This is a genomic window from Ignavibacterium sp. (genome assembly GCA_032027145.1).
In the GTDB taxonomy this organism is placed as follows: domain Bacteria; phylum Bacteroidota; class Ignavibacteria; order Ignavibacteriales; family Ignavibacteriaceae; genus IGN3.
Map to the genome: position 1 here is coordinate 538,083 of JAVSMP010000001.1, position 23,814 is coordinate 561,896.

The 23,814-nt window shown below is 33.2% G+C and carries 21 protein-coding genes; 2 read left to right on the forward strand and 19 right to left on the reverse strand.

Annotated elements, in window-relative coordinates; translation table 11 throughout:
- Nucleotides 1-263: 263 nt before the first annotated feature.
- The 11 genes from pnp to ROY99_02160 form a co-directional block, all read right to left on the reverse strand.
- Nucleotides 264-2,399, reverse strand: coding sequence for a polyribonucleotide nucleotidyltransferase (pnp, locus tag ROY99_02110; GenBank protein MDT3695155.1), 2,136 nt, complete (start codon nucleotides 2,397-2,399; stop codon nucleotides 264-266).
- Nucleotides 2,400-2,408: 9 nt separating this feature from the next.
- Nucleotides 2,409-2,672, reverse strand: coding sequence for a 30S ribosomal protein S15 (gene rpsO / locus ROY99_02115; protein ID MDT3695156.1), 264 nt, complete (start codon nucleotides 2,670-2,672; stop codon nucleotides 2,409-2,411).
- A gap of 52 nt (nucleotides 2,673-2,724) precedes the next feature.
- On the reverse strand, nucleotides 2,725-3,663 hold the full coding sequence (locus ROY99_02120; GenBank protein ID MDT3695157.1) for a bifunctional riboflavin kinase/FAD synthetase: 939 nt from the start codon (nucleotides 3,661-3,663) through the stop codon (nucleotides 2,725-2,727).
- A gap of 124 nt (nucleotides 3,664-3,787) precedes the next feature.
- Nucleotides 3,788-4,489 carry a tRNA pseudouridine(55) synthase TruB gene (gene truB, locus ROY99_02125; GenBank protein ID MDT3695158.1) on the reverse strand — a complete coding sequence of 234 codons (702 nt, stop codon included), beginning with the start codon at nucleotides 4,487-4,489 and terminating at the stop codon, nucleotides 3,788-3,790.
- A complete protein-coding gene (rbfA, locus tag ROY99_02130; protein ID MDT3695159.1) occupies nucleotides 4,449-4,823 on the reverse strand; it encodes a 30S ribosome-binding factor RbfA in 375 nt (124 codons plus the stop codon). The genes truB and rbfA overlap by 41 nt, the downstream gene beginning before the upstream one ends.
- 26 nt (nucleotides 4,824-4,849) lie before the next feature.
- Complete coding sequence (gene infB, locus ROY99_02135; protein ID MDT3695160.1) at nucleotides 4,850-7,495, reverse strand: translation initiation factor IF-2; 2,646 nt, start codon at nucleotides 7,493-7,495, stop codon at nucleotides 4,850-4,852.
- A 22-nt stretch (nucleotides 7,496-7,517) separates the two neighbouring features.
- Complete coding sequence (gene nusA / locus ROY99_02140; GenBank protein MDT3695161.1) at nucleotides 7,518-8,765, reverse strand: transcription termination factor NusA; 1,248 nt, start codon at nucleotides 8,763-8,765, stop codon at nucleotides 7,518-7,520.
- 16 nt (nucleotides 8,766-8,781) lie between these two features.
- Nucleotides 8,782-9,237, reverse strand: coding sequence for a hypothetical protein (locus tag ROY99_02145; GenBank protein ID MDT3695162.1), 456 nt, complete (start codon nucleotides 9,235-9,237; stop codon nucleotides 8,782-8,784).
- Nucleotides 9,238-9,399: 162 nt separating this feature from the next.
- Nucleotides 9,400-10,026 (reverse strand): T9SS type A sorting domain-containing protein, encoded by a 627-nt coding sequence (locus ROY99_02150; protein MDT3695163.1) that lies wholly within the window; start codon nucleotides 10,024-10,026, stop codon nucleotides 9,400-9,402.
- A gap of 135 nt (nucleotides 10,027-10,161) precedes the next feature.
- Nucleotides 10,162-12,141, reverse strand: a complete 1,980-nt coding sequence (locus ROY99_02155) for an IPT/TIG domain-containing protein (GenBank protein ID MDT3695164.1) — start codon at nucleotides 12,139-12,141, stop codon at nucleotides 10,162-10,164.
- A 38-nt stretch (nucleotides 12,142-12,179) separates the two neighbouring features.
- Nucleotides 12,180-12,794, reverse strand: a complete 615-nt coding sequence (locus ROY99_02160; protein ID MDT3695165.1) for a hypothetical protein — start codon at nucleotides 12,792-12,794, stop codon at nucleotides 12,180-12,182.
- 310 nt (nucleotides 12,795-13,104) lie between these two features.
- Here ROY99_02160 and ROY99_02165 point away from each other — a divergent pair, with 310 nt between their 5' ends.
- Together ROY99_02165 and ROY99_02170 are read left to right on the forward strand one after the other, a co-directional pair.
- Nucleotides 13,105-13,431, forward strand: coding sequence for a transposase (locus tag ROY99_02165; protein ID MDT3695166.1), 327 nt, complete (start codon nucleotides 13,105-13,107; stop codon nucleotides 13,429-13,431).
- Nucleotides 13,428-14,387 (forward strand): IS3 family transposase, encoded by a 960-nt coding sequence (locus ROY99_02170; protein ID MDT3695167.1) that lies wholly within the window; start codon nucleotides 13,428-13,430, stop codon nucleotides 14,385-14,387. Before ROY99_02165 ends, ROY99_02170 begins: the two co-directional genes overlap by 4 nt.
- A gap of 10 nt (nucleotides 14,388-14,397) precedes the next feature.
- Here the strand turns inward: ROY99_02170 and ROY99_02175 are convergent, their stop codons facing one another.
- The 8 genes from ROY99_02175 to ROY99_02210 all read right to left on the reverse strand — a co-directional run bounded on the left by ROY99_02175 (nucleotide 14,398) and on the right by ROY99_02210 (nucleotide 23,814).
- Nucleotides 14,398-14,679: a hypothetical protein gene (locus ROY99_02175; GenBank protein MDT3695168.1), complete on the reverse strand. Its 282-nt coding sequence runs from the start codon at nucleotides 14,677-14,679 to the stop codon at nucleotides 14,398-14,400.
- A 256-nt stretch (nucleotides 14,680-14,935) separates the two neighbouring features.
- Nucleotides 14,936-16,210, reverse strand: a complete 1,275-nt coding sequence (locus ROY99_02180; GenBank protein MDT3695169.1) for a hypothetical protein — start codon at nucleotides 16,208-16,210, stop codon at nucleotides 14,936-14,938.
- Between the two features lie 32 nt (nucleotides 16,211-16,242).
- A complete protein-coding gene (locus ROY99_02185; GenBank protein MDT3695170.1) occupies nucleotides 16,243-17,280 on the reverse strand; it encodes a hypothetical protein in 1,038 nt (345 codons plus the stop codon).
- A gap of 255 nt (nucleotides 17,281-17,535) precedes the next feature.
- Nucleotides 17,536-18,762, reverse strand: coding sequence for a hypothetical protein (locus tag ROY99_02190; protein ID MDT3695171.1), 1,227 nt, complete (start codon nucleotides 18,760-18,762; stop codon nucleotides 17,536-17,538).
- A 14-nt stretch (nucleotides 18,763-18,776) separates the two neighbouring features.
- Complete coding sequence (locus tag ROY99_02195; protein ID MDT3695172.1) at nucleotides 18,777-19,820, reverse strand: hypothetical protein; 1,044 nt, start codon at nucleotides 19,818-19,820, stop codon at nucleotides 18,777-18,779.
- A gap of 241 nt (nucleotides 19,821-20,061) precedes the next feature.
- Nucleotides 20,062-22,059 (reverse strand): IPT/TIG domain-containing protein, encoded by a 1,998-nt coding sequence (locus ROY99_02200; protein ID MDT3695173.1) that lies wholly within the window; start codon nucleotides 22,057-22,059, stop codon nucleotides 20,062-20,064.
- 10 nt (nucleotides 22,060-22,069) lie between these two features.
- Entirely contained in the window at nucleotides 22,070-22,321 is a 252-nt protein-coding gene (locus ROY99_02205) for a hypothetical protein (protein MDT3695174.1), read from the reverse strand.
- Between the two features lie 290 nt (nucleotides 22,322-22,611).
- Nucleotides 22,612-23,814, reverse strand: a complete 1,203-nt coding sequence (locus tag ROY99_02210) for a hypothetical protein (GenBank protein MDT3695175.1) — start codon at nucleotides 23,812-23,814, stop codon at nucleotides 22,612-22,614.

The following is a 23,814-nucleotide window of genomic DNA, read 5'->3' on the forward strand; positions in this document are numbered from 1 at the left end:
AAAACTCTTTATATGAAATAAAATATTTCAGTATTAAAAACCTTTTAAACTCAATATTAAACAGAGAATTACTCTGATTGCTGTACAGTCCCAAACAACTTAACATTAAGATTGGCTGGGCTGTAATGATTTTAAAAATATTTATTAATGCAAGCAGCATTAAAAACCTGTATAAAAAACTTTTTAAAATAGCGTCATTCCCATAAAAGCAGAAATCCAAATCTGTATAGATGAATTCCTGTTATTATGAGAATGACCAATTGTTATTTTTCGGTAATCTGCTGATCAGCCTGCTTATTTTTCTTTGCTTCTTTTTCAGCGGCTTCCATCAACAATTTTTTTCTGCTTAAAGAGAACTTTCCGTTTTCAATCTTTAAGAGCTTTACCGGGACCTTATCCCCAACTTTTAAATAATCAGATACTTTATTAACCCGTTTAACATCTATTTCAGAGATATGAAGTAATCCTTCCTTGCCGGGAAGAATTTCAACAAATGCGCCAAAGTCAGCTATCTTGGTTACAACCCCATCATATACTTCTCCAACCTCTGGCGTTGCAGTAAGTTTCTTGATATAGTCTTTTGCTTGTTGTGCGCTGTCTTTATTTGGTGATGCAATATGAACTGTTCCGTCATCTTCAATATTAATATCAACACCAAATAATCTTTGCATACCCTGAATAGTTTTTCCGCCTGGACCAATCACCAGACCAATCTGATCTTGTGCAATATTCATAGTAATTAGTCTTGGAGCATAGGGTGAAAGTGTTTCTCTTGATTTATCAATGGCTTCATTCATCTTACCAAGTATATGCATTCTTCCTTCTTTAGCCTGATGGAGAGCATTTTCCATGATCTCAAAAGATATTCCCTGAATTTTAATATCCATCTGAAAACCGGTAATACCATCGCTTGTTCCGGCAACTTTAAAATCCATATCACCAAGATGATCTTCGTTACCAAGTATATCAGAAAGAATTGCATACTGTCCATCCTCTTTAACCAACCCCATAGCAATACCTGAAACAGCTTTGCTAATTGGAACACCGGCATCCATCATAGCAAGTGAGCCGGCACAAACAGTTGCCATTGATGATGAACCGTTTGATTCCAGAATATCTGATATAACTCTAACAGTATAAGGAAACGCATCATCTGCAGGAAATACCTGCTTCAAAGATCTTTCCGCAAGATTACCATGCCCGATTTCTCTTCTTCCAACTCCGCTTAATCTTCCGACCTCACCAACGCTAAACGGCGGAAAGTTGTAATGGAGCATAAATTTCTTGGTGTATTCCTGCATTAAACCATCAACTGTCTGTTCATCGTTTTTAGTTCCGAGTGTAACGGTTGTTAATGATTGTGTTTCACCGCGTGTAAATAATGCAGAACCATGTGTTCTTGGTAAATTACCAAGTTCAATTGTTATCGGTCTGATTTGTTTTGTATTTCTTCCATCAAGACGAATTCCTTCTTTAAGTATTCTTTCACGCATAAGGTCTTTCTCCATATCGTGAAGAACCTCTTTGATAACTTTTTCCTGCTCGGGATATTTTTCAGCTAATGATGATTTGACAAACTCAGCAAGTTCGCCGTTTTTATCTGCTCTTTCCTCTTTAGACAGAACAGAATAAACAATTTCCTTAAACTTTACTTCAGCAAGATCGTAAATATCTTTTTTAAGATTTTCATCAATTGTTTTTTCTTCAACAACCCACTTGGTTTTACCGGCTTCAGCCCTTAGTTGATTTTGAAGTTCAACGATTTTCTTAATTTCTATCTGTGCAAATTTTAAGGCATCCAATAATTCCTGTTCGCTTACTTCTTTAGATTCACCCTCAACCATCATAATTGAATCTGCAGTACCTGCAACAACAAGTTCTATATCGCTTAACTTGATCTGCTCCTGAGTCGGGTTGACAATAAACTCACCGCCAATTCTTCCAACTCTTACTTCTCCCATTGGTCCATCAAACGGAATATCCGAAACAACAAGCGCAGCCGAGGCTCCGCAAGCCGCTAATACATCAGGGTCATTTTCACCATCATAAGAAAAGACCATTGCAATAACTTGTGTTTCATTTAAGAATGCTTCGGGAAATAAAGGTCTTATTGGTCTGTCGCATAATCTTGCACTAAGAATTTCTTTTTCAGAGGGTCTTCCTTCACGCTTGATATAACCGCCGGGAAATTTTCCAGCGGCAGATGTTTTTTCGCGATATTCAACCTGCAATGGAAAGAAATCCTGATCAGGTTTTGATTCTGTTGAAGCAACAGCAGTAACAAGCACCATTGTATCACCGTATCCAACCATAACAGAGCCATTAGCCTGTTTTGCATATCTTCCGGTTTCTATTGAAAATAATCTTCCGCCTATTTCAACTTCTTTCTTAACGATCATTTTTTAACCTTACTTTCTAATATTCAATTCTTTAATTATTACTCTATAGCGTGATATATCTTTTTTCATCAAATAATCAAGCAGTCTTCTTCTTTTACCAACCATCATCATTAATCCTCTTCTTGAATGATGATCTTTTTTATGAGTATCAAAATGATCTGTTAAATCGTTAATTCTTTTTGTTAAAAGTGCAATCTGCACTTCGGGTTTCCCTGAGTCTTTTTCGTTGTTGCCAAATTTTTTAACGATCTCAAGTTTTTCTTCTTTTGTCATTGTATCTATCCTTTATTTTGATTGTACGATATAATTCCAGAATTAACCAGAATTAATTATTTAGTTTATTAAAAATCTTATTTCCGTTTTCTTTGTCTGTATTCATCTGGTTAATTAATTCTTCGGCGGAGTTAAATTTCACCTCGCCCCGTAATCTTTCAACCAATTCTGTTGTCACTTTAGCTCCATAAATTTCCCGGTTGAAATCATAAATATATACTTCACTTACAAGTTCACCCTGGTTATAAAAAGTCGGGCGATTACCAATGCTTAATAACCCAGTATGCCTTTCATTTTCAACCATCACCTTAACAGCATAAACTCCGCTAGCCGGTAAAAGTTTTTCCTGTGAAGATAATTTTATATTAGCAGTTGGAAAGCCAAGCTCTCTACCGCGCTTATCGCCGCCTACAACAATTCCGCTAAATTCATAATTTCTGCCAAGAAGTTTATTTGCTCTGATAATATCCCCTTCGGCTATTGCATTTCTAATTTTTGTGCTGCTGACTGCTTCGCCATCAATCATAAAAGCTTCTGCTTTAGTTACAATAAAACCTTCTTTGTCTGCAATCTTCTGTAATAATTCAGCGTTTCCTCTTCGTCCTTTCCCAAAATGATGATCATGTCCTAATACTATTTCTGTTAAACCAATACCGTTTATTAAATAATCATATATAAAATCTTCTGCACTCAACGATGCAAACTCTTTTGTAAAATTTATAATTAAAAGATTTTCAACCCTAAGTTTTTCAAGAAGTTCTATTTTTTCATCTTGTGTTGTCAGCATTTTTACAGAATTATCATTGCCTAAAATCGTTCTCGGATGCGGATAAAATGTAATCACAACATTTCTGCATCCCTTTTCTTTTGAACAACTCACTAATCTGTCGATAATTTTTAAATGACCCGGATGAATTCCATCAAAAGTGCCAAGTGTAAGAACAGTATTTTTATTTTTTTTTAAATCTTTAATACTATAAAAAATCTGCATCTAAAATTTCATCACAAAAACTTGTTATTAAAATTCTGTCATCCTGCGTTTGCCGAAGTATGACTTTCTAATTTTTCCATCACACTTCGATAAGCTAAGCGTGACAAACATAAAAACAATTACTTTACAAAGTTCTGAACATAGAAGAAAACTCATTCATTTCATAAGCATCATCAACTTTATATTCACCTATTTCAGTTCTTCTCAGTAAACTTAAAATGCCGCCGCAGTTAAGTTCATTCCCAAAATCGTTTGCTATTGTTCTTATATAAGTTCCTTTTGAGCAGACAATTTCAAAATGGATATCAGGCAAATCAATCTTTAGTATTTCAAAAGAAAAAACTTCAACCTGTTTTGGTTCCCGTTCAACTTCTTTTCCAGCTCTGGCAAATTTATATAGTGCTTTGCCTTTATGTTTTACTGCTGAATACATCGGCGGAACCTGCAAAATTTTTCCTAAGAACTTATTTCGAACTCCAATAATTTTATCCTGAGTCAGATTATCAGGCAATATCTTTTCGGTTACATCAGTTGCCAAATCCATCGACGGCGAACTTTTACCAAGGGTTATAATTCCGGTATATTTTTTTCTTTTTTCCTGGTAATCAGAAATCTCTTTAGTTTTTTTACCCGTGCATACAATCAGCAATCCCGTTGCAAGCGGATCAAGTGTGCCTGCATGTCCAACTTTTTTAACCTTTATCAGTTTCCTGATTTTTGAAACAACATCAAACGAAGTCCAGTTTACAGGCTTATCAATCAGTATTACCTGACCGGATAAATAATCAAGATTCTGCGGATCCTTCGTTTGTCTTGTTATTATCATTTTCGTGAATTTTCTTAATCAGCCCTTCAATCTTTTCAACATAGTCAAGCGTATCATCAATGAAAAATTTTAGTTCGGGAATAAATTTCATCCTTATTCTGTGTGCAAGTTCAGATCTTATAAATCCTTTTTTAAGATCAATCTTATCCAGAACAAGTTCACGTTTTTCCTTTTCCAGAACAGATAGATAAATTTTTGCAATTTTCAGATCCGGACTAACTCTAACATTTGTAATTGTAACAAAGCCCAGATCTGTTTCTGAAAGTTTATGCAGAAAGATTAAACTAATTTCTTCTTTTATAAGCTGTTCAACTTTATCAACTCTATACGACATAAATCATCCAGAATAACTAATAACAATTAAGCAAGGGTTTTCTTTGTTTCTACAAGTTTAAATGCTTCTATTATATCACCAACCTTTACATCGTTATAATTGTCAATATTCAATCCGCATTCGTATCCTGCATCAACTTCTCTTACATCATCTTTAAATCTTCTTAAATTTCCTATTGATCCTTCGTGAATTACAATTCCATCTCGAATCAATCTTATTTTGTTGCTTCTTGCAATTTTACCATCCAAAACATAGCATCCGGCAACTGTTCCTGATTTCGGAACTTTAAAGGTATCTCTTACTTCAACTGTTGCAGTAACTTCTTCAGAGATTACCGGTGACAACAATCCTTCAAGTGCAGACTTAACTTCGTTTATAGCATTATAAATAATGCTGTAAAGTCTAATATCTACTTTTTGATTCTCAGCAAGTTTACGTGCATTAATATTTGGTCTTACGTGGAAACCAATAATAATTGCATTTGATGCTGCAGCAAGAAGAACATCGCTTTCTGAAATTCCGCCTACTCCTTTATGAATCACCCGAACCACTACTTCCTGATTGCTTAGCTTCATTAATGAATCAGATAAGGCTTCGATAGAACCATCCACATCGCCTTTCACAATAAGTGCAAGCTCTTTAACTCCGCCGATACTGATTTGTTTAGCAATTTCATCAAGTGTAATATGATGTACCTGTTTCTGGTCTTGTTCTCTTTTTAACTGTTGTCTTTTCAAACTTATTTCACGTGCTTCGCGCTCTGAATCGAGAACAATAAATGTATCACCTGCCTGGGGTGCGCCTTCAAAACCTAATACCAGTACAGAAACAGATGGTGTAGCTTCACTGACTTTATTGCCTCTTTCATCAAACATAGCCCTAACTTTGCCATAATAAATGCCTGCTACAAACGGATCACCAATTCTTAAAGTACCTTTTTGAACGAGAATGGTTGCTGTAATTCCGCGCCCTTTATCAAGTTCTGCTTCTACAACAGCACCGCGGGCAAGTCTATCAGGGTTAGCTTTAAGATCAAGCAGTTCGGCTTCAAGAAGGATTTTTTCGAACAACACATCAACATTCAATCCTGTTTTTGCTGAAAGCTGTACGCATTGATACTTACCTCCCCAGTCTTCAACAAGTACATTTCTATCAGCTAGCTGCTGTTTAATTCTATCTGGATTAGAGCTCGGTTTATCAATTTTATTAATTGCTATAATAATCGGTACACCAGCAGCCTGTGCGTGATTTAATGCTTCAACTGTTTGGGGCATCACCGCATCATCTGCAGCAATTACAAGCACAACAATATCGGTCAACTGAGCTCCGCGAGCACGCATTGCAGTAAATGCTTCGTGTCCTGGAGTATCAAGAAATGTTATTTGTTTTCCATCTCCTCTGTCAACCCTATATGCTCCGATGTGCTGAGTTATTCCTCCTGATTCACCTGCTACAACATTTGTTCTTCTGATATAATCAAGCAATGAAGTTTTACCATGATCAACATGACCCATAATTGTTACAACCGGAGGACGGGGCTGAAGGTCTTCCTCATCGTCTTCAACATCTTTTAAAATCTCAGCAGTATATTCTTTCTGAAATTCAACATCAAATCCAAATTCATCAGCAACAAGTGTAATTGTTTCAACATCAAGCCTTTGATTAATTGAAACCATTAATCCAAGACTTATACACTTAGAAATAACTTCGCCAACCGGTACTTCCATCAGGTTTGCGAGTTCACTAACGGCAATAAACTCGTTAACCCTAAGAACTTTTGAATCGAGATATTTTTGTTCCTGTAATCTTTCTTCTTCAGCTTCTCTTTCTTTTCTTTTTTTCTTTCTTACAGCAGCTCTGTTAGTAAGAACAGTATCATCCATACTAAGCATTGTTTGTTTAATTGCTGCTTTTACATCTTTCTCGTCTATTTCAAATTTTTTAACCCGCTTTTTCCTTTTTGTAACGCTAAAATCTTCAACCGGAGTTTCTGCGCCAGTTTTCTTTTTCGTTTTAGGTCGTTTCTTTTTCTTAACTGTTTCAGATGCTGTATCCTGAGGCTGTTGTTTCTTCTCTTCAGAAACCTGTGGCGGTTGCTTGCCTTGTTTAACGATTGTTTTTTTATCTTCACCCAGATCAATTTTTCCTACTACCTTTAAACCGCGTTTTTTACCTGCCTCAATATTAGCAGGAGATTTAAAACGCTCTGTTGTAGCATTAACCGGTTCAACCGGGCTGAATTCTGCTTCTTCAATTACCGGTTCAGGTTTAATCACTTCTTTCGGTTCTTCTTCAATTATTTCCGGGGTTTCAACAACTTCAACTGCTGGTTCAACAGTTACTTCAACAGGAACATCGGTTATTACAATGTCTTTCTCTTCAGCTATGGGTTCTGCTTCTTCTTCAACCTTTACGATTTTTTCTTCTTTTTCTACCTTATCAGCACGTTTTTTATGAAACTCTGCTATTTTTTTATAATGCTGCTCAGCCTTTTCAATATCCTTTTTAAAATGGGCATTTATCTCATTTATCATATCTTCTGTTAAGGTTGATTGATGAGATTTAATTTCATATCCCTTATTCCTCAGAAATTCAATGAGGTTTTCTGAAGAGAGATTTATCTCCGCAGCATATTTATATAATCTTATTTTAGGAGCTTTAGTTTCAGACATTTAACAGTTACCTTATTTTGGGCTATTCTTCTTCTTCGAACTGAGATTTAATTAATTCGAGTATCTCTTCTATCTTTTCGTCATCAAACTCTTCGATTTCTTTTAATTTTTCGGGACCGGCGGTTAATACTTCAATAGCAGTATCATATCTATGATTAATCAGAATCTCATAAACATCGGCGCCAAGTTCTTCTTTAAGATCAATAAGTTCGATATCCTCTTCATATTCTTCAAATGGTTTTTCTTCGCGCAATATTTCAATATCATATCCTGTCAGCTTCATTGCAAGTCGGATGTTAACTCCATTTCTTCCTACAATTAAAGAAACCTGGTCACTATCAGCAGTAACAATTGCTTTTCTTTCATCTTCATATAGTTCTATTTTTTTAAGCTTTGCAGGAGCCAAAGCTTTTTGAATAAAAACAATCGGATCATCAGAATAGCTGACAACATCAATATTTTCATTATTTAACTCACGAACTATCGCATGAATTCTTACACCTTTCATTCCAACACATGCACCAACTGCATCAATTCTCTGATCCTGAGATTCAACAGCAATCTTAGCTCTTTCTCCGGGTTCACGGGCAATTGATTTTATTTCTATTATTCCATCATAAATTTCCGGAATTTCAATTTCAAACAATCTTCTTAAGAACATATTATCAGCTCTTGAGATTACAATAACAGGTCCGCTGTTGCCTTTTTTAACTTCCTTAACTATTGCTCTTATCGTTTCTCCTTTTTTATATTTTTCAAAAGGAATCTGTTCATTCCGAGGAAGCATCAATTCATTTTTATTATGATTAACCAGGATGTCATTTTTCCTTATCTGATAAATATCTCCGACAACAATTTCACCGAGTAATTCATTGTATTCATTATAAATAATTTCTTTTTCCAATTCACGGATTTTCTGATTTAAGCTTTGTTTAGCAAGAACAACCAATCTTCTTCCAAGCGAAGCAAGTTCAATCTTCTCAACATATTCTTCGCCAACTTCCAGCTCATCTTCATTGCCTCTTTTATTTACTTCATCAATTCCTATCTGTGTATTAGGGTCTTCCACAACTTCAACTATTTCACGTTCGAGAAAAATTTCTATATCGCCACGGTCCATATTTACAACAACATCAAATTTTGCTTCATCTCCGAATTTTTTTCTTACAAGCAAACCAAAAATTTCCTCGAGAATACCACCGAGTACATCTCTATCAATGCCTTTTTCTTTTACCATTTGGGCAAAAGATTCGACAATCTCACTATTCATTTATTATCTCCTCTTACTAAGAAAAACTAATTAATACTTTAGCTTCAATAATCTGATTAAACTTAATTAAAATATTTTTTTCTTTTGTCTGAAAAGTTAATTCATCTTTTTCAGCTGAGATTAACTTTCCGGCAAACTTTGCTTCTGAATCCGCTGTTTTATAAACTATCTCAAAATTTCTGTTAATGTGTTTAGGGTATTGTTGTAAGAATTTTAGTGGTCTATCAACCCCAGGAGATGAGACTTCCAGTCTGTAAGATTCCTTGATTAAATTTTCTGACTCTATAATTTCATTCAATTCGCGGCTCATCCCTGCAAGATCATCGGCGCTCACATTTTTTCCGGCATCAACAAAAACTTCCAAAATTCTCTTTCTGCTATCACCCCTTATTATAACATCGATAACAAAATAGCCAAGCTTTTCAGCGATTTTGTTTGAAATTTCAACAATATTTTCTTTTAATTTATCCATATTAACAAAAAACGCCCTCAATGGGGCGAATCAGCAGGTCAAAAATATGATTAATTATTATGATAACCAAAAAAAAGTTTGGATTGAAAAAGCTAAAATTTGCGGCTTTTAGCTGAAACTGTACCTAAACTATCTACAAATTTATTTCTTCTAAAGTTAGGGTTACTTTAAAACTATCATCTTTTTTGTTGATATAAATGAACCAGCCTGTAAACGATAGATATAAACTCCGCTTGCAAGGTTTGATGCATCCCAGCTTACTTCATAATATCCCGGCTCTTGTTTTTCGTTTACAAGTGTTGCTGCTTCACTGCCGAGTATGCCATAAACTTTTAAGCTAACTTCTGAGAGGCTGGATACCTGATACCGGATTCTGGTTGTTGGATTAAATGGATTTGGATAGTTCTGCTCAAGCTTAAATTCTTTTGGACCAGTATAACTGAAGATAAAACTTTTCATCATCATCAGTCCGTTTGAATCTGATATCATAAAATCAATTGTATCTTTTTTATTGATTGGTGCGTTTCTGTTTACATCAAATGTAAAGATTGCATTTGCCTCCGCCTTAGCTTCAATCAAATCTATAGTCTGTGCTTCAGTACTGAAATTTAGATACGAAGATTTTCTAGTCAGGATTATTTCAACATCGTTCACAGGAGTTTCTTCCGAAACATTCGCAACCGTCAAATTTATTTTATTACCTTTCGTTCCCGGTTGAACTTCGTAAATAGTTTGTGCGAATGAATAATATGTTATTGCCGATGCGATAATTAAAATTTTTATTAGCATTTTTTACCTCTGCATCTATATCGTCCCTGACGGGACTTTTATTCTTTTATTCTTTTCTGTTTCTATAAATATTTTACTCCTAACGGAGTTTATTATTTCTTTTTGCTTATTGCCTACTGATTACTGCCTGCTGTTCTACGGAACATTTAACTGAATCTCAACCAAATTATTTACAGAAATGTCCTGCTGTTTATCCTGACTTACACTTCCGGATGTTGCTCTGAAGTTCAGGCTTTTTGGCAGAAGTTCTTTTGTTGTTTCTCCATTTGTATTCGTTAGACCAATATCTCTCCACGCACCTGAATAATATTTTGTGCCTGCACCTGACAACGCCTGTCCATTAGTCTTCGTTACTTTGACTGTGCATAGAACTGTTGAAAATGTTACTGTACTGTTTGTGCTTATGTCCTGCTGTTTGTCAAGCGGTGCATACTCGTAAGTCATTCTAAAGCTGTAATTGATTGGTAGAAGTTCTTTGTTTGCAACTCCGTTTTGTGTTGTTCCGAATGTTCTCCACGCACCTGCATAATATTGAACTGTTCCTTGATCTATTAAATTACCTGAACTGTTACGCAGCTCTACCGAAGCATTAACTGTATGAAAAGTGTATGTGTTGTTATGTGCAGTAATGTTATGCACAGTCTGGTTTGCATACTCGTAGAACATTCTGATGCTTACTGTTGGTTTTGTTGTTATTACTGTAAATGTTCCGTCTCCATTGTTTACTGCATCTTTCCATCCGCTTGTGGCGGATTCATAATACATTACATTGCTTGCTGGTATTTGGTTACCCAAACTGTTTTTTAGGTTTACAAGTAAGTTGGGATTATTAGCTTGGGTTACACTAAACTGCAAAGTGTCTGAAATTGAGTATCTATCTTTTACCCAAACAGGGAAAGTGCCAAGTGAAGAAACATCTGAGGATAAAATTTCAGCAACTATTACGCTATCCGAAATAAATGTTGTTGTCTTTGGTTGTCCGTTAAAATAAACTGTTGAAACCGTATCAAATCCTTTTCCATTAACGGTTAAAGTAAACGAGTTTGAATTTATATTAACTGAATTTGGATTTAAAATTGTTAAATCTAAAACATTAAAAATGGAATCCATATCTAAATTCCATACTTGCCGAGTGGGAAGTTCTATATCTTTAACATAATAAACGTTGTTTGGGTAGTTCTCAAAACACATAACCTGACCATCTGGTGGCAGTTGAATTGTTTTTTTCAATTCACCGTTTGTCATATTATATATTTCAATTTTACCTGTATAAGTATGACCTAAACTATCAGGATTGACTTGACTGTTAAATAAAAGTAAATAATTACCTTCATTTGCCACGTATCCATAAGCCCAACTTTCGCTGTTACTACGTATGATAGGAATAGAAAGTGAATCTTTATCAAGAAAATAGATTTGATAGTAGCTAAGAGAAGTTGGTAATGAAAAAAGAGACTCAATAATAGATAAACCATTTCTTACAAAACTAAAATAGAAATCATCAGCTCCTGGATATGAAATTTCATCAATATATTTTGTTGAAATAATTTGTTTAGTTAAAAAAGAATAGGAGGCGATTTTTGGCTTAAGTAGAATACTATCACCCTTTATTAAATACATCATGTTACCTGTTCCTGAAAAATTAATGTCCTTATCTACAGCACAGTCCCAATGAATATCATAAGGGATAGTATCTGTGATTAACAAGGAAGCAGGATCAATCAAAACCATTTTAAAACTCAAGCTATCAGAATACTTAGCAACCAGTTTGTTAATGGCGCTGGTAAAAGAAAATTTCCGCAAGTCTTCACAGTATTTAGTGATCATATTTTTATGATTTAAGTTATTTGAGTTCACAATGAATAACTCAAAATTTTCCTCATAAGCCAACCAATTGCCACTTTCATCAGATGATACCCATTCCATATCGTAAACATTTGTCATTAAGGTTTCTACTTCAGCCGAATTGTTCATATTTATACGATAAATATCACCCGTACCATGATGTCCAAACGGAAATGGTTTATAAACTGAGACATAGTAATAAGGTTGAGCATTAAGAATTGAAATTGTTGAAATAAAAAATAGAATTATAAAATATTTTATCTTAAACATTGTTTTTTCCTTTTGTAAAACTCTTTAATTTTTTAAACTTATTCACATTTTGAAAAACCAAAGCGAACACAAAAATCATCTCCATACGTGCGGTGCTTAGGATTTATAACCCAATTACCTTTTTCACCCTTCTTTCCAGGTGTGTAGTCCATATAGTATTGTCCACCTTTGTATCTTTGTGCAAGCCATATTAGAAACTCTTTTCTATTTAAGTTTGGGATTTCAATTCCCTTATTATGAAATCTTTCTTTTATTTCATAAAAGCCACCTCCCAAACCATCTCTTTTTAGTTGGCTAAACTTTTCACTCCATAAATGATGTATTCCTGCATTAATATTAGTTTTCCAATTCCAAATAACACTGAGTGAAGGCTCAGATACGCTTAGTTGACAAAGCCCCCAATCATGAGGATTTGGATTCATATTTGGATAATAATAATCATCTGAATTGTAAGGGTACGGTAAATATCTTTCTTCAAGGAATTGGAAATAAAAACTTTCCTTATCAATAATTACTTGCATTTGTTTTCTTTGGTCTTGAAGTGTAACCGGTTCACTTAATGGTAAATCAATTGGCTGTGGGAATTCGTGAGCATTGATATAATCCTTAACCATTTGTTCATTGTTGTCTCCATTGCTTCCAAGTATTTTCATCCCAGTTATTTTTTTCGTAATTGGTTTTACTAATTGATTGAGGTTGTCATAATAAAAGAATTCATTTATTGTCAGTGTTATCTCATCACCGCCAATAATTGTATTATCATTATCTGGTATCGGTAAATCTGTTCCATCCGGTTCAGAACTAATCTTTCTGTTATGAAATTTATGACTAAATGTTTTATCAGGTGATTGCTCTTTGCTTACCCACTTTACTTCTAAATCCCAATCAATTGTGTATGTAACGCTTCAGAAGGAAATGGAATTTTATAATTTTGTGTAATGTAAAAATAGAAAGGAAATTCTAATGTCCGAAACAAAAAGAGAAAGAAAACATTACTCCCCGGATCAGAAAGTTCTTATCCTTAGAGAACTTCTTGAAAACAATCTTCCCATCAGCCAGCTTGCTGAAAAGTACCAGGTTCACCCTAACGACATCTATAACTGGAAGAAAAAACTCTTTGAATATGCTAAAGATATTTTTCAGAGTAAATCAGTTAATCAGAAACAAACCTCCCTGGAACAGAAAAAGATTGAAAAGCTTCAGTCTAAATTAAGAGATCGTGAGGAGGCGATAGCCTTTCTGCTTAAAGAAAACATCGAAATAAAAAAAAGTATAGATGGGGAGATATGAACAGAAAGTGGGTTGAACCTGACGTAAGAGATAATGTTGTGGAGTTTGTAAACTTCATAAGACTCAAGACTGATATTCCGCTTAAAGGCATCACTCCTCTTTTAGGCATTAGTTCCAGTAAATATTATTCCTGGATTGAGAGGAAAGGAGTAAAAAATAACCATAACGGAAAGACTTCCAAGGAACATTGGTGCCTGGACTGGGAGAAGAAAGCCATTATTGTCTATGCTAAAGTTCATCCCGTAGAAGGTTACAGACGCCTTACTTACAAGATGATTGATGATAATGTTGTTGCTGTTTCGCCTGCTACTACTTACAGAATACTTAAAGCTGCCGGCTTACTTAACAGGTGGAATAAAGTTAAAAGATCTTCTAAAGGAGGTGGCTTTGATCAGCCAACAGCTCCTCACCAGCACTGGCATACCGATATTAAGTATGTTAACTATCACGGAACTTTTCTGTTTCTTATTTCTGTTATTGATGGTTACTCACGATATATAGTTCATCACGAACTAAGACGAAGTATGCAACAGTTTGATGTTCAGTTAACCTTGCAGAGAGCTTTAGAGAAGTACCCCGGCACAAAGCCAAGAATCATTTCAGATAATGGTCCTCAGTTTATTTCCAAAGACTTTGCTGAATATCTGAAGCTTCTAGGACTTCAGCATATAAGAACCTCTGTTGCTTATCCTCAGAGTAATGGCAAGATCGAACGATACCATAGAACTATTCATCAGGACTGCTTAATGAAAACCTCTTTAATCAATCTTGATGATGCACGCAAACAGATTTCATCTTATATTGATTACTACAATACTAAAAGACTTCACAGTTCGTTGTTTTATTTAACACCTGAAGATTTTCTTATTGACAGAGTTGAAGAAAAGCTGAAAGTAAGAGAACGAAAACTTAAAGAAGCTAAACTGAAAAGAATTGAGGTTAGATATGCAAGCTAATCTACCTTATTTAGTTAACACCAAATTCCATTTTCCGCTGAACCAATACAGTGTAGACCCCTGCGTAATTTTTTGGTGTTAACCAGATTGTTAAGAGTTTAGGCATTTCAGGCACTGTATTTATATGATTTGTAATCTGATCCCAAGCTATTGTAAATGGTTCACCCACCACCACATTACCATCGCCCATATAATCTCTTTCAATCTCTCCGATAAAACAATAAGCTGATGTGTTTTCAACAACAGGTTTTTGCTGGTTAGTTGGATAATCTATTTTCGTTTCTATTATCATATTCCATATTGCTCAACTTTTGTGCAAAACAAAAACACTGAATCCTGAGTATTTAAAACTGAGATTTTTCTTGTTTGAAAATATTTACGGATAATTATACTCTTATTTACCGATATCTTGTTCTTGTTGTTATTTGAGAAAACTAAATTATTTTTTAGTTCTTAGAAAAATGGCACACGGATCGAACAGATTAAACTGATGTAAACAGATCAATCAATAATATGATAAGAAGTAGTCGCTACTTAACTAAATAAGATTAAGGCTTTGGCAATCTGTCTAAAATGTACTGAGCATTCCAGTAGAGAAACTTCCAGCCTTCTATTGTTACAAAACGAGGGTCTGTGTTTAGTGAGTCCTTATAAACATTATCCACTAAATCCTGAAATGCTTTTACCTGAACTCTGCAAGCAAGTGAATCTCCGTTTTGTAAGTTGGTTTTAGCTATGGTTAAAATGTTTTTTAGTTCGTTGGAGAAAGTTAAATCGCCGAGCCAAGTGTAGTTAAAAACGCTATCAACATAATTATATAAATTGTTTAATAAATCATTTGTTGGAGTTGTGGGATCTGGTATTTCTGGTGTAAACTCGTGAAGATATCTGCTAACTAAAACGTAAGTTTCAGAATTATGATCTAAAGTATTAGCTTGTTCTAAAAGTAAATTAATAAATTCTGGCTTCAAATATTCACTAAAATAATAAGAGTGGATACGATTAGGATCCGGTAAATATTCTTTTCTTATACTGTCTATTGGCTCATTTAGTATTCCATACATACTTCTCTCTAAAGTACTTTCTCTATCAACAGATTTCAAATCTCTAAAATATTCTAATCTTAAATTACCAGTTGTTGAGTAAAATCGATTTTTTAGAATTTCAATTCCACTAGGTTTATCAATAGTCATTACAATATTGACTTTTGAAAGTACTTTCAAGACTTCTTCTGAAGAAATCGATTCTGATTCTTGTATTAAACGTTCTAATACTTCGTTTCGATATCGTGGATCTTGACTATAAAAATAATAGGTATTCCACATTCCGTAGTTATGTTTATTTATATACTGATCTTTGACATAGTCCCAATAATCAAATCTACCTGCTTGGGCTAAAAGAAAAATTGCCTCATCCTTTTGATGATATTCTTCTGAGTTAATTCTTGCTAATGAGTCCAGACCAATTAATGCTAATGGATCACTAAATAAACCCTTTATATAATTATCAATTAAAATTTTTGAATATTGATAATCTGCATGTAAATCTGTGGGTTCAACGAATTCAGAATTTAGGTTGGATATTAAGAATTCTCTATGCGTGTCTAAATGATAATAAAAGAGATTCAATACTGCAAATTTATAGTAACTTGGAGGGGTGTCAAGTTGATCTTCCAAAATTATTTTCTCGAGTGAATCAGTAGTAATACCGGCAAAGTAATCAGCCCATGCTTTATCGATATCATTTTCTGGCCAAAATGAATTTTGAGCATAAATTGAGACAACCGAGATTATTAACAAAATTATTAAATAAGTTTTTTTCATTTATTAATTCCTTTTATCTTTCAAAAATATTATTATTGGATAATGCCATTATCTTTTGCCCAAACATTAATCCGTTTTTTGATATCATCGTAGGTCTTACGAGCAGCTACATCACAATCAAATTCAGTATTGTCTTTTTTCGTAATTGGATCTATTGTTCTCCCTCTTTTCACACCATCATCAATAAGTTGCCAAATTTTAGAATTAATTACTGAAATATAAAATGGATCTTTCTTAACGTCTTCTGGGCATTTAAATTGAGTAAAAGTTCTTTGAAATTCTAAATTAGTTTTAAGACTCACAAGTCCATTTGAGCCATTCATATAAGAAATTGTGCTATCCCTATCGTATAAAAAGTGTTGATATTCATGAGTAATTATACCTTCTGAAAAACGTATTTTGTCATTTAAATAGACTTTATTTTTAGCATTCCTATACGGACCTTCCCACCACCAATCCAAGACATCCATTACATCGTCATAATCATTTTTATTTTTAATAAAATTCGCAAGAATATTAGTATTAGTAGCATCAAAAAAATCCTTGTATATACCACATCTATCCGCTTGTTCTGGACAGAATGCAGAGAACATAGGAATTCTTATATTTTCAATAGAAGGGATCCACTTCTTATTATTTGGGTCTCTAGTATCTAAACACACATTAATTTTAGTATCATCTAATATTCTATAAATGGTTTGGGGTGTAATGCTATAATTACCTATTTTACTCATTAAATAGGTAACACCATTTCTAGTTGAATCACAATTAAACCATTCTTGTAGTTTACATGCACTACCGGAATTAGTTGTTTGGGGAATTCCTTGCTTATCTACCCATTGCCAAGGTACATTTTCTCTTAACAATTCAAAATTAGTTGTATTTATCGTTTGTGGTTCAAAACTATCACAGACAACTATCTCCTCATCACACTCATCTTGTTTTACGATCGAAACCCCATCTCCCATATAATCTCTTTCAATCTCTCCAATAAAACAATAAGCTGTTGTGTTTTCAAAAAGTGGTTTTTGATGGTTAGTTGGATAATCTATTTTCGTTTCTATTATCATATTCCATATTGCTCAACTTTTGTGCAAAACAAAAACACTGAATCCTGAGTATTTAAAACTGAGATTTTTCTTGTTTGAAAATATTTACGGATAATTATACTCTTATTTACCGATATCTTGTTCTTGTTGTTATTTAAAAAACTAAATACTTTTTTAGTTCTTAGAAAAATGGCACACGGATCGAACAGATTAAACTGATGTAAACAGATCAATCAATAATATGATAAGAAGTAGTCGCTACTTAACTAAATAAGATTAAGGCTTTGGCAATCTGTCTAAAATGTACTGTGCATTCCAATAGAGAAACTTCCAGCCTTCTATTGTTACAAAACGCGGGTCTGTGTTTAGTGAGTCTTTATAAACATTATCCACCAAATCTTGAAATGCTTTTACCTGAACTCTGCAAGCAAGTGAGTCGCCGTTTTGTATATTTGTTTTGGCTGTGGTTAAAATGTTTTTTAGTTCGTTGGAGAAAGTTAAATCGCCGAGCCAATTAATAATATGAACTTGGTTTGTAACCGAAATCAGACTATCGAGAATCACTACAAGTGTACTATCTTCATAAAATAAGCGCGGTAAATTTTCTTCAACTTCGAATGTAATCGCATCCTTAATCATTTCATCTGATTCATCATTTATATAATTCTTAACAAAATTATAGTTTGAAATTCCACCTGGACCATATAAAAGAATTTTTGCAATTCTCAATCGGAGTGACCCTGCTGGTTCTATGTATATCCTTTCTCTAAGTATGCCAGATAAGTCAATATTTTCACTGTACTTACTTAGGAATTCATTCAAAATGTAATATCTATTTACATCACTACTATCACTTTGAAATGATTGAAGAATTATCGGGAGCGATTCAATTCCAATTGATTTTTCTAAAGCAATTAAAGCATTTGATCTAGTAAATAAATCATTTGAAGAGTAAACTAAATCTATAAGTTTACTTTTTGCTTGTTCAGAATAAGAAGGGACATTTTGCATTATTTTAATTAGTGGATCAATAACAATATCACTAACTTCTTGAATGCTATCACGGTTAACTAATTCAAATACATAATCAAGTTTAGAGAAATCATTTAATTCAAACATAATTTCACATATCTTTACTTTTTCAAAAATTACATCAGGACCGGATTCTGAATTCAATGCATAATCTATAGGATTTATATCTAAAGAATCCATCAGACGCTGAGCATATTCGAGTGTTAGATTTGATTTGAATTTTAGTAATGCTTCGAGAGCAAGAGATTGTTGTGACCTTGCAAATTGCCAAAATTTTTGTTCAATAATATCTTTCGCTTCGATTATATTACTATCTATAACAGCAATTAAAGCATAGTACTGATCATAAGATGCTGAATCACTTAATATTTCAAGATAAGCTTGTTTTAATATTGGGTTAATTTCTTGCCCTCTTATGCTTATGAATGACACATTGAAGAGAAGAATCAGTATTATTAATCTATTTTTCATTTCACGTCCCTTTTTCAAAATTTATTTTTGTATTGTTCGTATGCTGACCAATCCATCTCATAATCACAATTATTTATTGGTCTGCCTTTGTTTTTCCATATTTCTTTAAGAGTATTTTGATAATAATTAATTGTATTCTGAACATCATCATTCCATTGAGTCATATTTTCGTTTTTTCTCCTATCTTTTGTCCTCATTCTATAAATCGAATGCAATTGGACACAAAAATCTTTTAATAATCCATTATAATACTTCTTGCCTTGATAAATTGTTGTGTTTTTATCCTTGAATTTTTCTGTACATTCTGGTGTTAACTTTAAATGGTCACTAAATGATTTCATAACACCATAATAATTATGTTTAATTTGCAGGGTCTTGGTGATGTCTAATTGAAAAAACTTTACATGTACTTTCTCATGATTAACATAAGCATCTTTTATGTAATATTTTTCTGGAGTAGGTATATCTTCTCCTATGAATTGGTAAGGTCTGTTTTTTTCAAAATCTTTTAATGCTAAACAAACTTCATTTTCAGGAATATTATTCAATTCCAGTACATCAACTATATCTGTTGGATCACTCCAATGACACATCGCAACCAATACTCTCAACTTAATCTCATTGTTTGAATTATTAGTCTTTATTAGGTATTGCCATTTATTTTTTTCTATATTAAAACAGGCATCAATTGTGAATTGTGAAATAAATTCATCTTTAATAAGTTTGCCACTATTAAATGGTACATCAAAAGCGTTATCAAATATTGGGATTGTCTCGCCTCCCTTTAAATGAGTATCAGGACAAAAATCTCTTGTTCCACTTTCATTCGTAAAAGTAGTTAACCAGAGAATATCTTCTATATTTGATAGAATTTTGGGAGGCGAGTATACAAATCCCTGGCTACAAGGATAATCATCACACTCATCTTGTTTTACCACCAAAACCCCATCTCCCATATAATCTCTTTCAATCTCTCCAATAAAACAATAAGCTGATGTGTTTTCAACAAGTGGTTTTTGATGGTTAGTTGGATAATCTATTTTCGTTTCTATTATCATATTCCATATTGCTCAACTTTTGTGCAAAACAAAAACAATGATTCCTGAGAATTTGAATAAAGGATAATTTTTATTTGAAAATATCTACCTGATAATTATACTCTTATTTACCGATATCCTGTAATGCTGTAACCCCCTGCAGCTTTCGCTGATTGGAACACGGATTGAACAGATTAAACTGATCTTTTCTATCTGTGCAGTTAAGTGTAATCAATGTGTTCCAATTCTTAATTATTAATTATTACGGTAATTGAATCTCAACCAAACTATTTACAGAAATGTCCTGCTGTTTATCCTGACTTACACTTCCGGATGTTGCTCTGAAGTTCAGGCTTTTTGGCAGAAGTTCTTTTGTTGTTTCTCCATTTGTATTCGTTAGACCAATATCTCTCCACGCACCTGAATAATATTTTGTGCCCGCACCTGACAACGTCTGTCCATTAGCTTTAGTTACTTTTAGTGTGCATAGAACTGTTGAGAATGTAACTGTACTGTTTGTGCTTATGTCCTGCTGTTTGTCAAGCGGAACATACTCGTAAGTCATTCTGAAGTTGTAATTGATTGGAAGAAGCTCCTTGTTTGCTACTCCGTTTTGTGTTGTTCCGAATGTTCTCCACGCACCTGCATAGTATTGAACTGCGCCTTGATCTATTAAATTACCTGAACTGTTACGCAGTTCTACCGAAGCATTAACTGTATGAAAAGTGTATGTGTTGTTATGTGCAGTAATGTTATGCACAGTCTGGTTTGCATACTCGTAGAACATTCTGATGCTTACTGTTGGTTTTGTTGTTATTACTGTAAATGTTCCGTCTCCATTGTTTACTGCATCTTTCCATCCGCTTGTGGCGGATTCATAATACATTACATTGCTTGCTGGTATTTGGTTACCCAAACTGTTTTTTAGGTTTACAAGTAAGTTGGGATTATTAGCTTGGGTTACACTAAACTGCAAAGTGTCTGAAATTGAGTATCTATCTTTTACCCAAACAGGGAAAGTGCCAAGTGAAGAAACATCTGAGGATAAAATTTCAGCAACTATTACGCTATCCGAAATAAATGTTGTTGTCTTTGGTTGTCCGTTAAAATAAACTGTTGAAACCGTATCAAATCCTTTTCCATTAACGGTTAATATAAACCCAGATGAATTAACTATTGCTGAAGATGGGTTAAGAGAAGTTAAATCTAATACATTAAAAATTGAGTCCAGTTTAAGAATGTAGATTTGTCTTTCAAGTAACTCAATATCCTTTACATAGTAGATATTGTTTGGAAAGTTTTCAAAAGTATAGAGATTACCCCAAGGTGGAAGATTAATGGTTTTAACTAGATTAGTAGTATTAATATCATAAATAAAAATATTTCCCTTATTGTATTCCACCCCAGCACTATATGCAGTTTCTGATAAAATCAGATATTTGTTGTCAATAGTATTAGTCGGCTCAGCATTCCCCATGTGATATATAAAATTTGAGGCACTTCCATTATTGAAATTATAAATTCTGAAATAACTCTCCATGCTGTTAGAATTGTAATAAGATAAAATAATTCCCACCCCTTTTTTACCTTTGTATAAAATATATCCATTCGCTCCCGTACGACCTAGTTCTGAAAGATTCATTTGATTGACAATCTGATTATTCAAAGTTGAAAATGAAACTAGAATTGTCAAATCATCTCGAAGTGGAACATAGTTAGTATCTTCAATTTGAAAATGTATATCTCCATTTGTTGAACAATTAATTCCTAAATCAAATCCATAAAATGGGATTTTACAAAGAGCTATTGGACCATTACTTTGTAAATCCAACAAAAAAATTTTGGTTTTAAAATCACCGTACTCAGTATCATCACATGAGAAACCATATATTGAATTATTTATTAAAACTGCATCAATCATGCAATCATACGGTGCTGAAAAAGTTTTAACGATAATATTATTATAAATATCGTAAATGGACCAGGTTGTTGCTTGAGCAATTAATGCAAGTGAATCCTTAATAAGGTAAAATACATTATAAATCATTTCATCATCTTTGAAAACATCAATTGTTTCATTTGTAGTCAGGTCTATCCTTTGTAAATATTCAGCCGTAATATTATATACTCTTACAGATTCGGAAATCTGATGATAATCTAAAGTATCCCTATCTGGGCGAATATTTAAAATAAATGGTTGGGAAAAAATTGTTGTTGCGATAAATATTGCGATTGTAAAAGCAAAAATAATTGTTTTCATTTTTCTAACCTTAAGGATTAATTATTTCTTGATATCTACGCCAAGTATAAATACCATATTGATAATAAGTTTTTACCTCTTTACCAGTTGAATAATCAACTTCTTCTCTATCCTTTGGAATTTTAGTATTTATTTTCCACTCTTTATGATATAAATCATAATCACTATATAAGTAGCCACCGTTATACATCTGAAAGGAAGATTGAATTCTAATAGAATCAGGAATAGTTGAAGTCAAAGTATTCAGATAATCTACAGCCAATTCTTTTTTATCTGTATAAATAATTTTACCTTTATCTATATTAGCTTTCCAATTCCATATTGCTCAACTTTTGTGCAAAACAAAAACAATGATTCCTGAGAATTTGAATAAAGGATAATTTTTATTTGAAAATATCTACCTGATAATTATACTCTTATTTACCGATATCCTGTAATGCTGTAACCCCCTGCAGCTTTCGCTGATTGGAACACGGATTGAACAGATTAAACTGATGTAAACAGATCAATCAACAATATGATAAGAAGTAGTCGCTACTTAACTAAATAGGATTAAGGCTCCGGCAATCTGTCTAAAATGTACTGTGCATTCCAGTAGAGAAACTTCCAGCCTTCTATTGTTACAAAACGAGGGTCTGTGTTTAGTGAGTCTTTATAAACATTATCTACTAAATCCTGGAATTCTTTTACCTGAACTCTGCAAGCAAGTGAGTCGCCATTTTGTAAGTTGGTTTTAGCTATTGTTAAAATGTTTTTTAGTTCGTTGGAGAAAGTTAAATCGCCGAGCCAAGTGTAGTTAAATAAGGAGTCACAAAGGTTTATAAAATAATCGAACTGCTCAAATAGGTTATTAAAGCTTGGTGGATAAAGCGGATTACTAAGTTTAGTTTGCTGAAAATATTCTCGATATGCAGGTAACCACTCTGGCACAATGATATTTTGATAATTATCTTGTATAAATTTATAATTTGAAGGTGTAGCATATTTTGTTATCAAATTATTTATCCATTTAAGTTTATAATCTTTTTCATTGAGAAAAAGATATTTTGTAATGGTTTCCATATCTGAATAATTTTGTTTTTCCAACTCATCATAAGCTATGGATTTCATTTGACTCAATTGGCTATTATAAATTATATATACCAAATCAGGGATTAATTCTTCTCCATAATAATCAACCAAAAACAACAAAGACATTGGGGCGTAATAATCGTCATTTGAATTCAAAGCAATTCTTCTGAATTCTGCTTTTGCTTGTTCTGAATATTCAGGAACATTTTCAACGATTAAATTAAGAACATTGAATGGAGTGCTTGCAACTGCTGGTTTTAGCATATCAATATATTCAAATAGAAATCCAACTCTTGAATAATCTCCTTTTTTTATTAACATAGCTATTGCATCAGCTTTTTGCTCATTAATGTTTTCTGGTTCGAAGACATAATTTAGATTAGCAATCGTATCGATATATCTATGAGCGATATTGTTAAAATTTGGTGAATTATATTTATCTAAACAGATCAAATACCAGTGAGCAATATCTTGCTGTTGTTTAAATATATCTGTTTCTATTTTAGGAATGGCTTCTGGAACGTACATATCATATACGTCTAAAATTGCATTCAACTTTTTATACCGTGTTGTGCTATCTAAGTTGTTGATTATAGTGCTTTTTTGATATGCAGAAGGTTCGTTAATCTGTGCGCTAATTAAGTAATTTAATGACAATACTATAATTAAAATTAATTTTTCCAT

Coding starts and splice junctions, on each gene's coding strand:
- pnp (MDT3695155.1), bottom strand. CDS start 2,399: ATGATCGTTAAGAAAGAAGTTGAAATAGGCGGAAGATTATTTTCAATA.
- rpsO (MDT3695156.1), bottom strand. CDS start 2,672: ATGACAAAAGAAGAAAAACTTGAGATCGTTAAAAAATTTGGCAACAAC.
- ROY99_02120 (MDT3695157.1), bottom strand. CDS start 3,663: ATGCAGATTTTTTATAGTATTAAAGATTTAAAAAAAAATAAAAATACT.
- truB (MDT3695158.1), bottom strand. CDS start 4,489: ATGATAATAACAAGACAAACGAAGGATCCGCAGAATCTTGATTATTTA.
- rbfA (MDT3695159.1), bottom strand. CDS start 4,823: ATGTCGTATAGAGTTGATAAAGTTGAACAGCTTATAAAAGAAGAAATT.
- infB (MDT3695160.1), bottom strand. CDS start 7,495: ATGTCTGAAACTAAAGCTCCTAAAATAAGATTATATAAATATGCTGCG.
- nusA (MDT3695161.1), bottom strand. CDS start 8,765: ATGAATAGTGAGATTGTCGAATCTTTTGCCCAAATGGTAAAAGAAAAA.
- ROY99_02145 (MDT3695162.1), bottom strand. CDS start 9,237: ATGGATAAATTAAAAGAAAATATTGTTGAAATTTCAAACAAAATCGCT.
- ROY99_02150 (MDT3695163.1), bottom strand. CDS start 10,026: ATGCTAATAAAAATTTTAATTATCGCATCGGCAATAACATATTATTCA.
- ROY99_02155 (MDT3695164.1), bottom strand. CDS start 12,141: ATGTTTAAGATAAAATATTTTATAATTCTATTTTTTATTTCAACAATT.
- ROY99_02160 (MDT3695165.1), bottom strand. CDS start 12,794: ATGAAAATACTTGGAAGCAATGGAGACAACAATGAACAAATGGTTAAG.
- ROY99_02165 (MDT3695166.1), top strand. CDS start 13,105: ATGTCCGAAACAAAAAGAGAAAGAAAACATTACTCCCCGGATCAGAAA.
- ROY99_02170 (MDT3695167.1), top strand. CDS start 13,428: ATGAACAGAAAGTGGGTTGAACCTGACGTAAGAGATAATGTTGTGGAG.
- ROY99_02175 (MDT3695168.1), bottom strand. CDS start 14,679: ATGATAATAGAAACGAAAATAGATTATCCAACTAACCAGCAAAAACCT.
- ROY99_02180 (MDT3695169.1), bottom strand. CDS start 16,210: ATGAAAAAAACTTATTTAATAATTTTGTTAATAATCTCGGTTGTCTCA.
- ROY99_02185 (MDT3695170.1), bottom strand. CDS start 17,280: ATGATAATAGAAACGAAAATAGATTATCCAACTAACCATCAAAAACCA.
- ROY99_02190 (MDT3695171.1), bottom strand. CDS start 18,762: ATGAAAAATAGATTAATAATACTGATTCTTCTCTTCAATGTGTCATTC.
- ROY99_02195 (MDT3695172.1), bottom strand. CDS start 19,820: ATGATAATAGAAACGAAAATAGATTATCCAACTAACCATCAAAAACCA.
- ROY99_02200 (MDT3695173.1), bottom strand. CDS start 22,059: ATGAAAACAATTATTTTTGCTTTTACAATCGCAATATTTATCGCAACA.
- ROY99_02210 (MDT3695175.1), bottom strand. CDS start 23,814: ATGGAAAAATTAATTTTAATTATAGTATTGTCATTAAATTACTTAATT.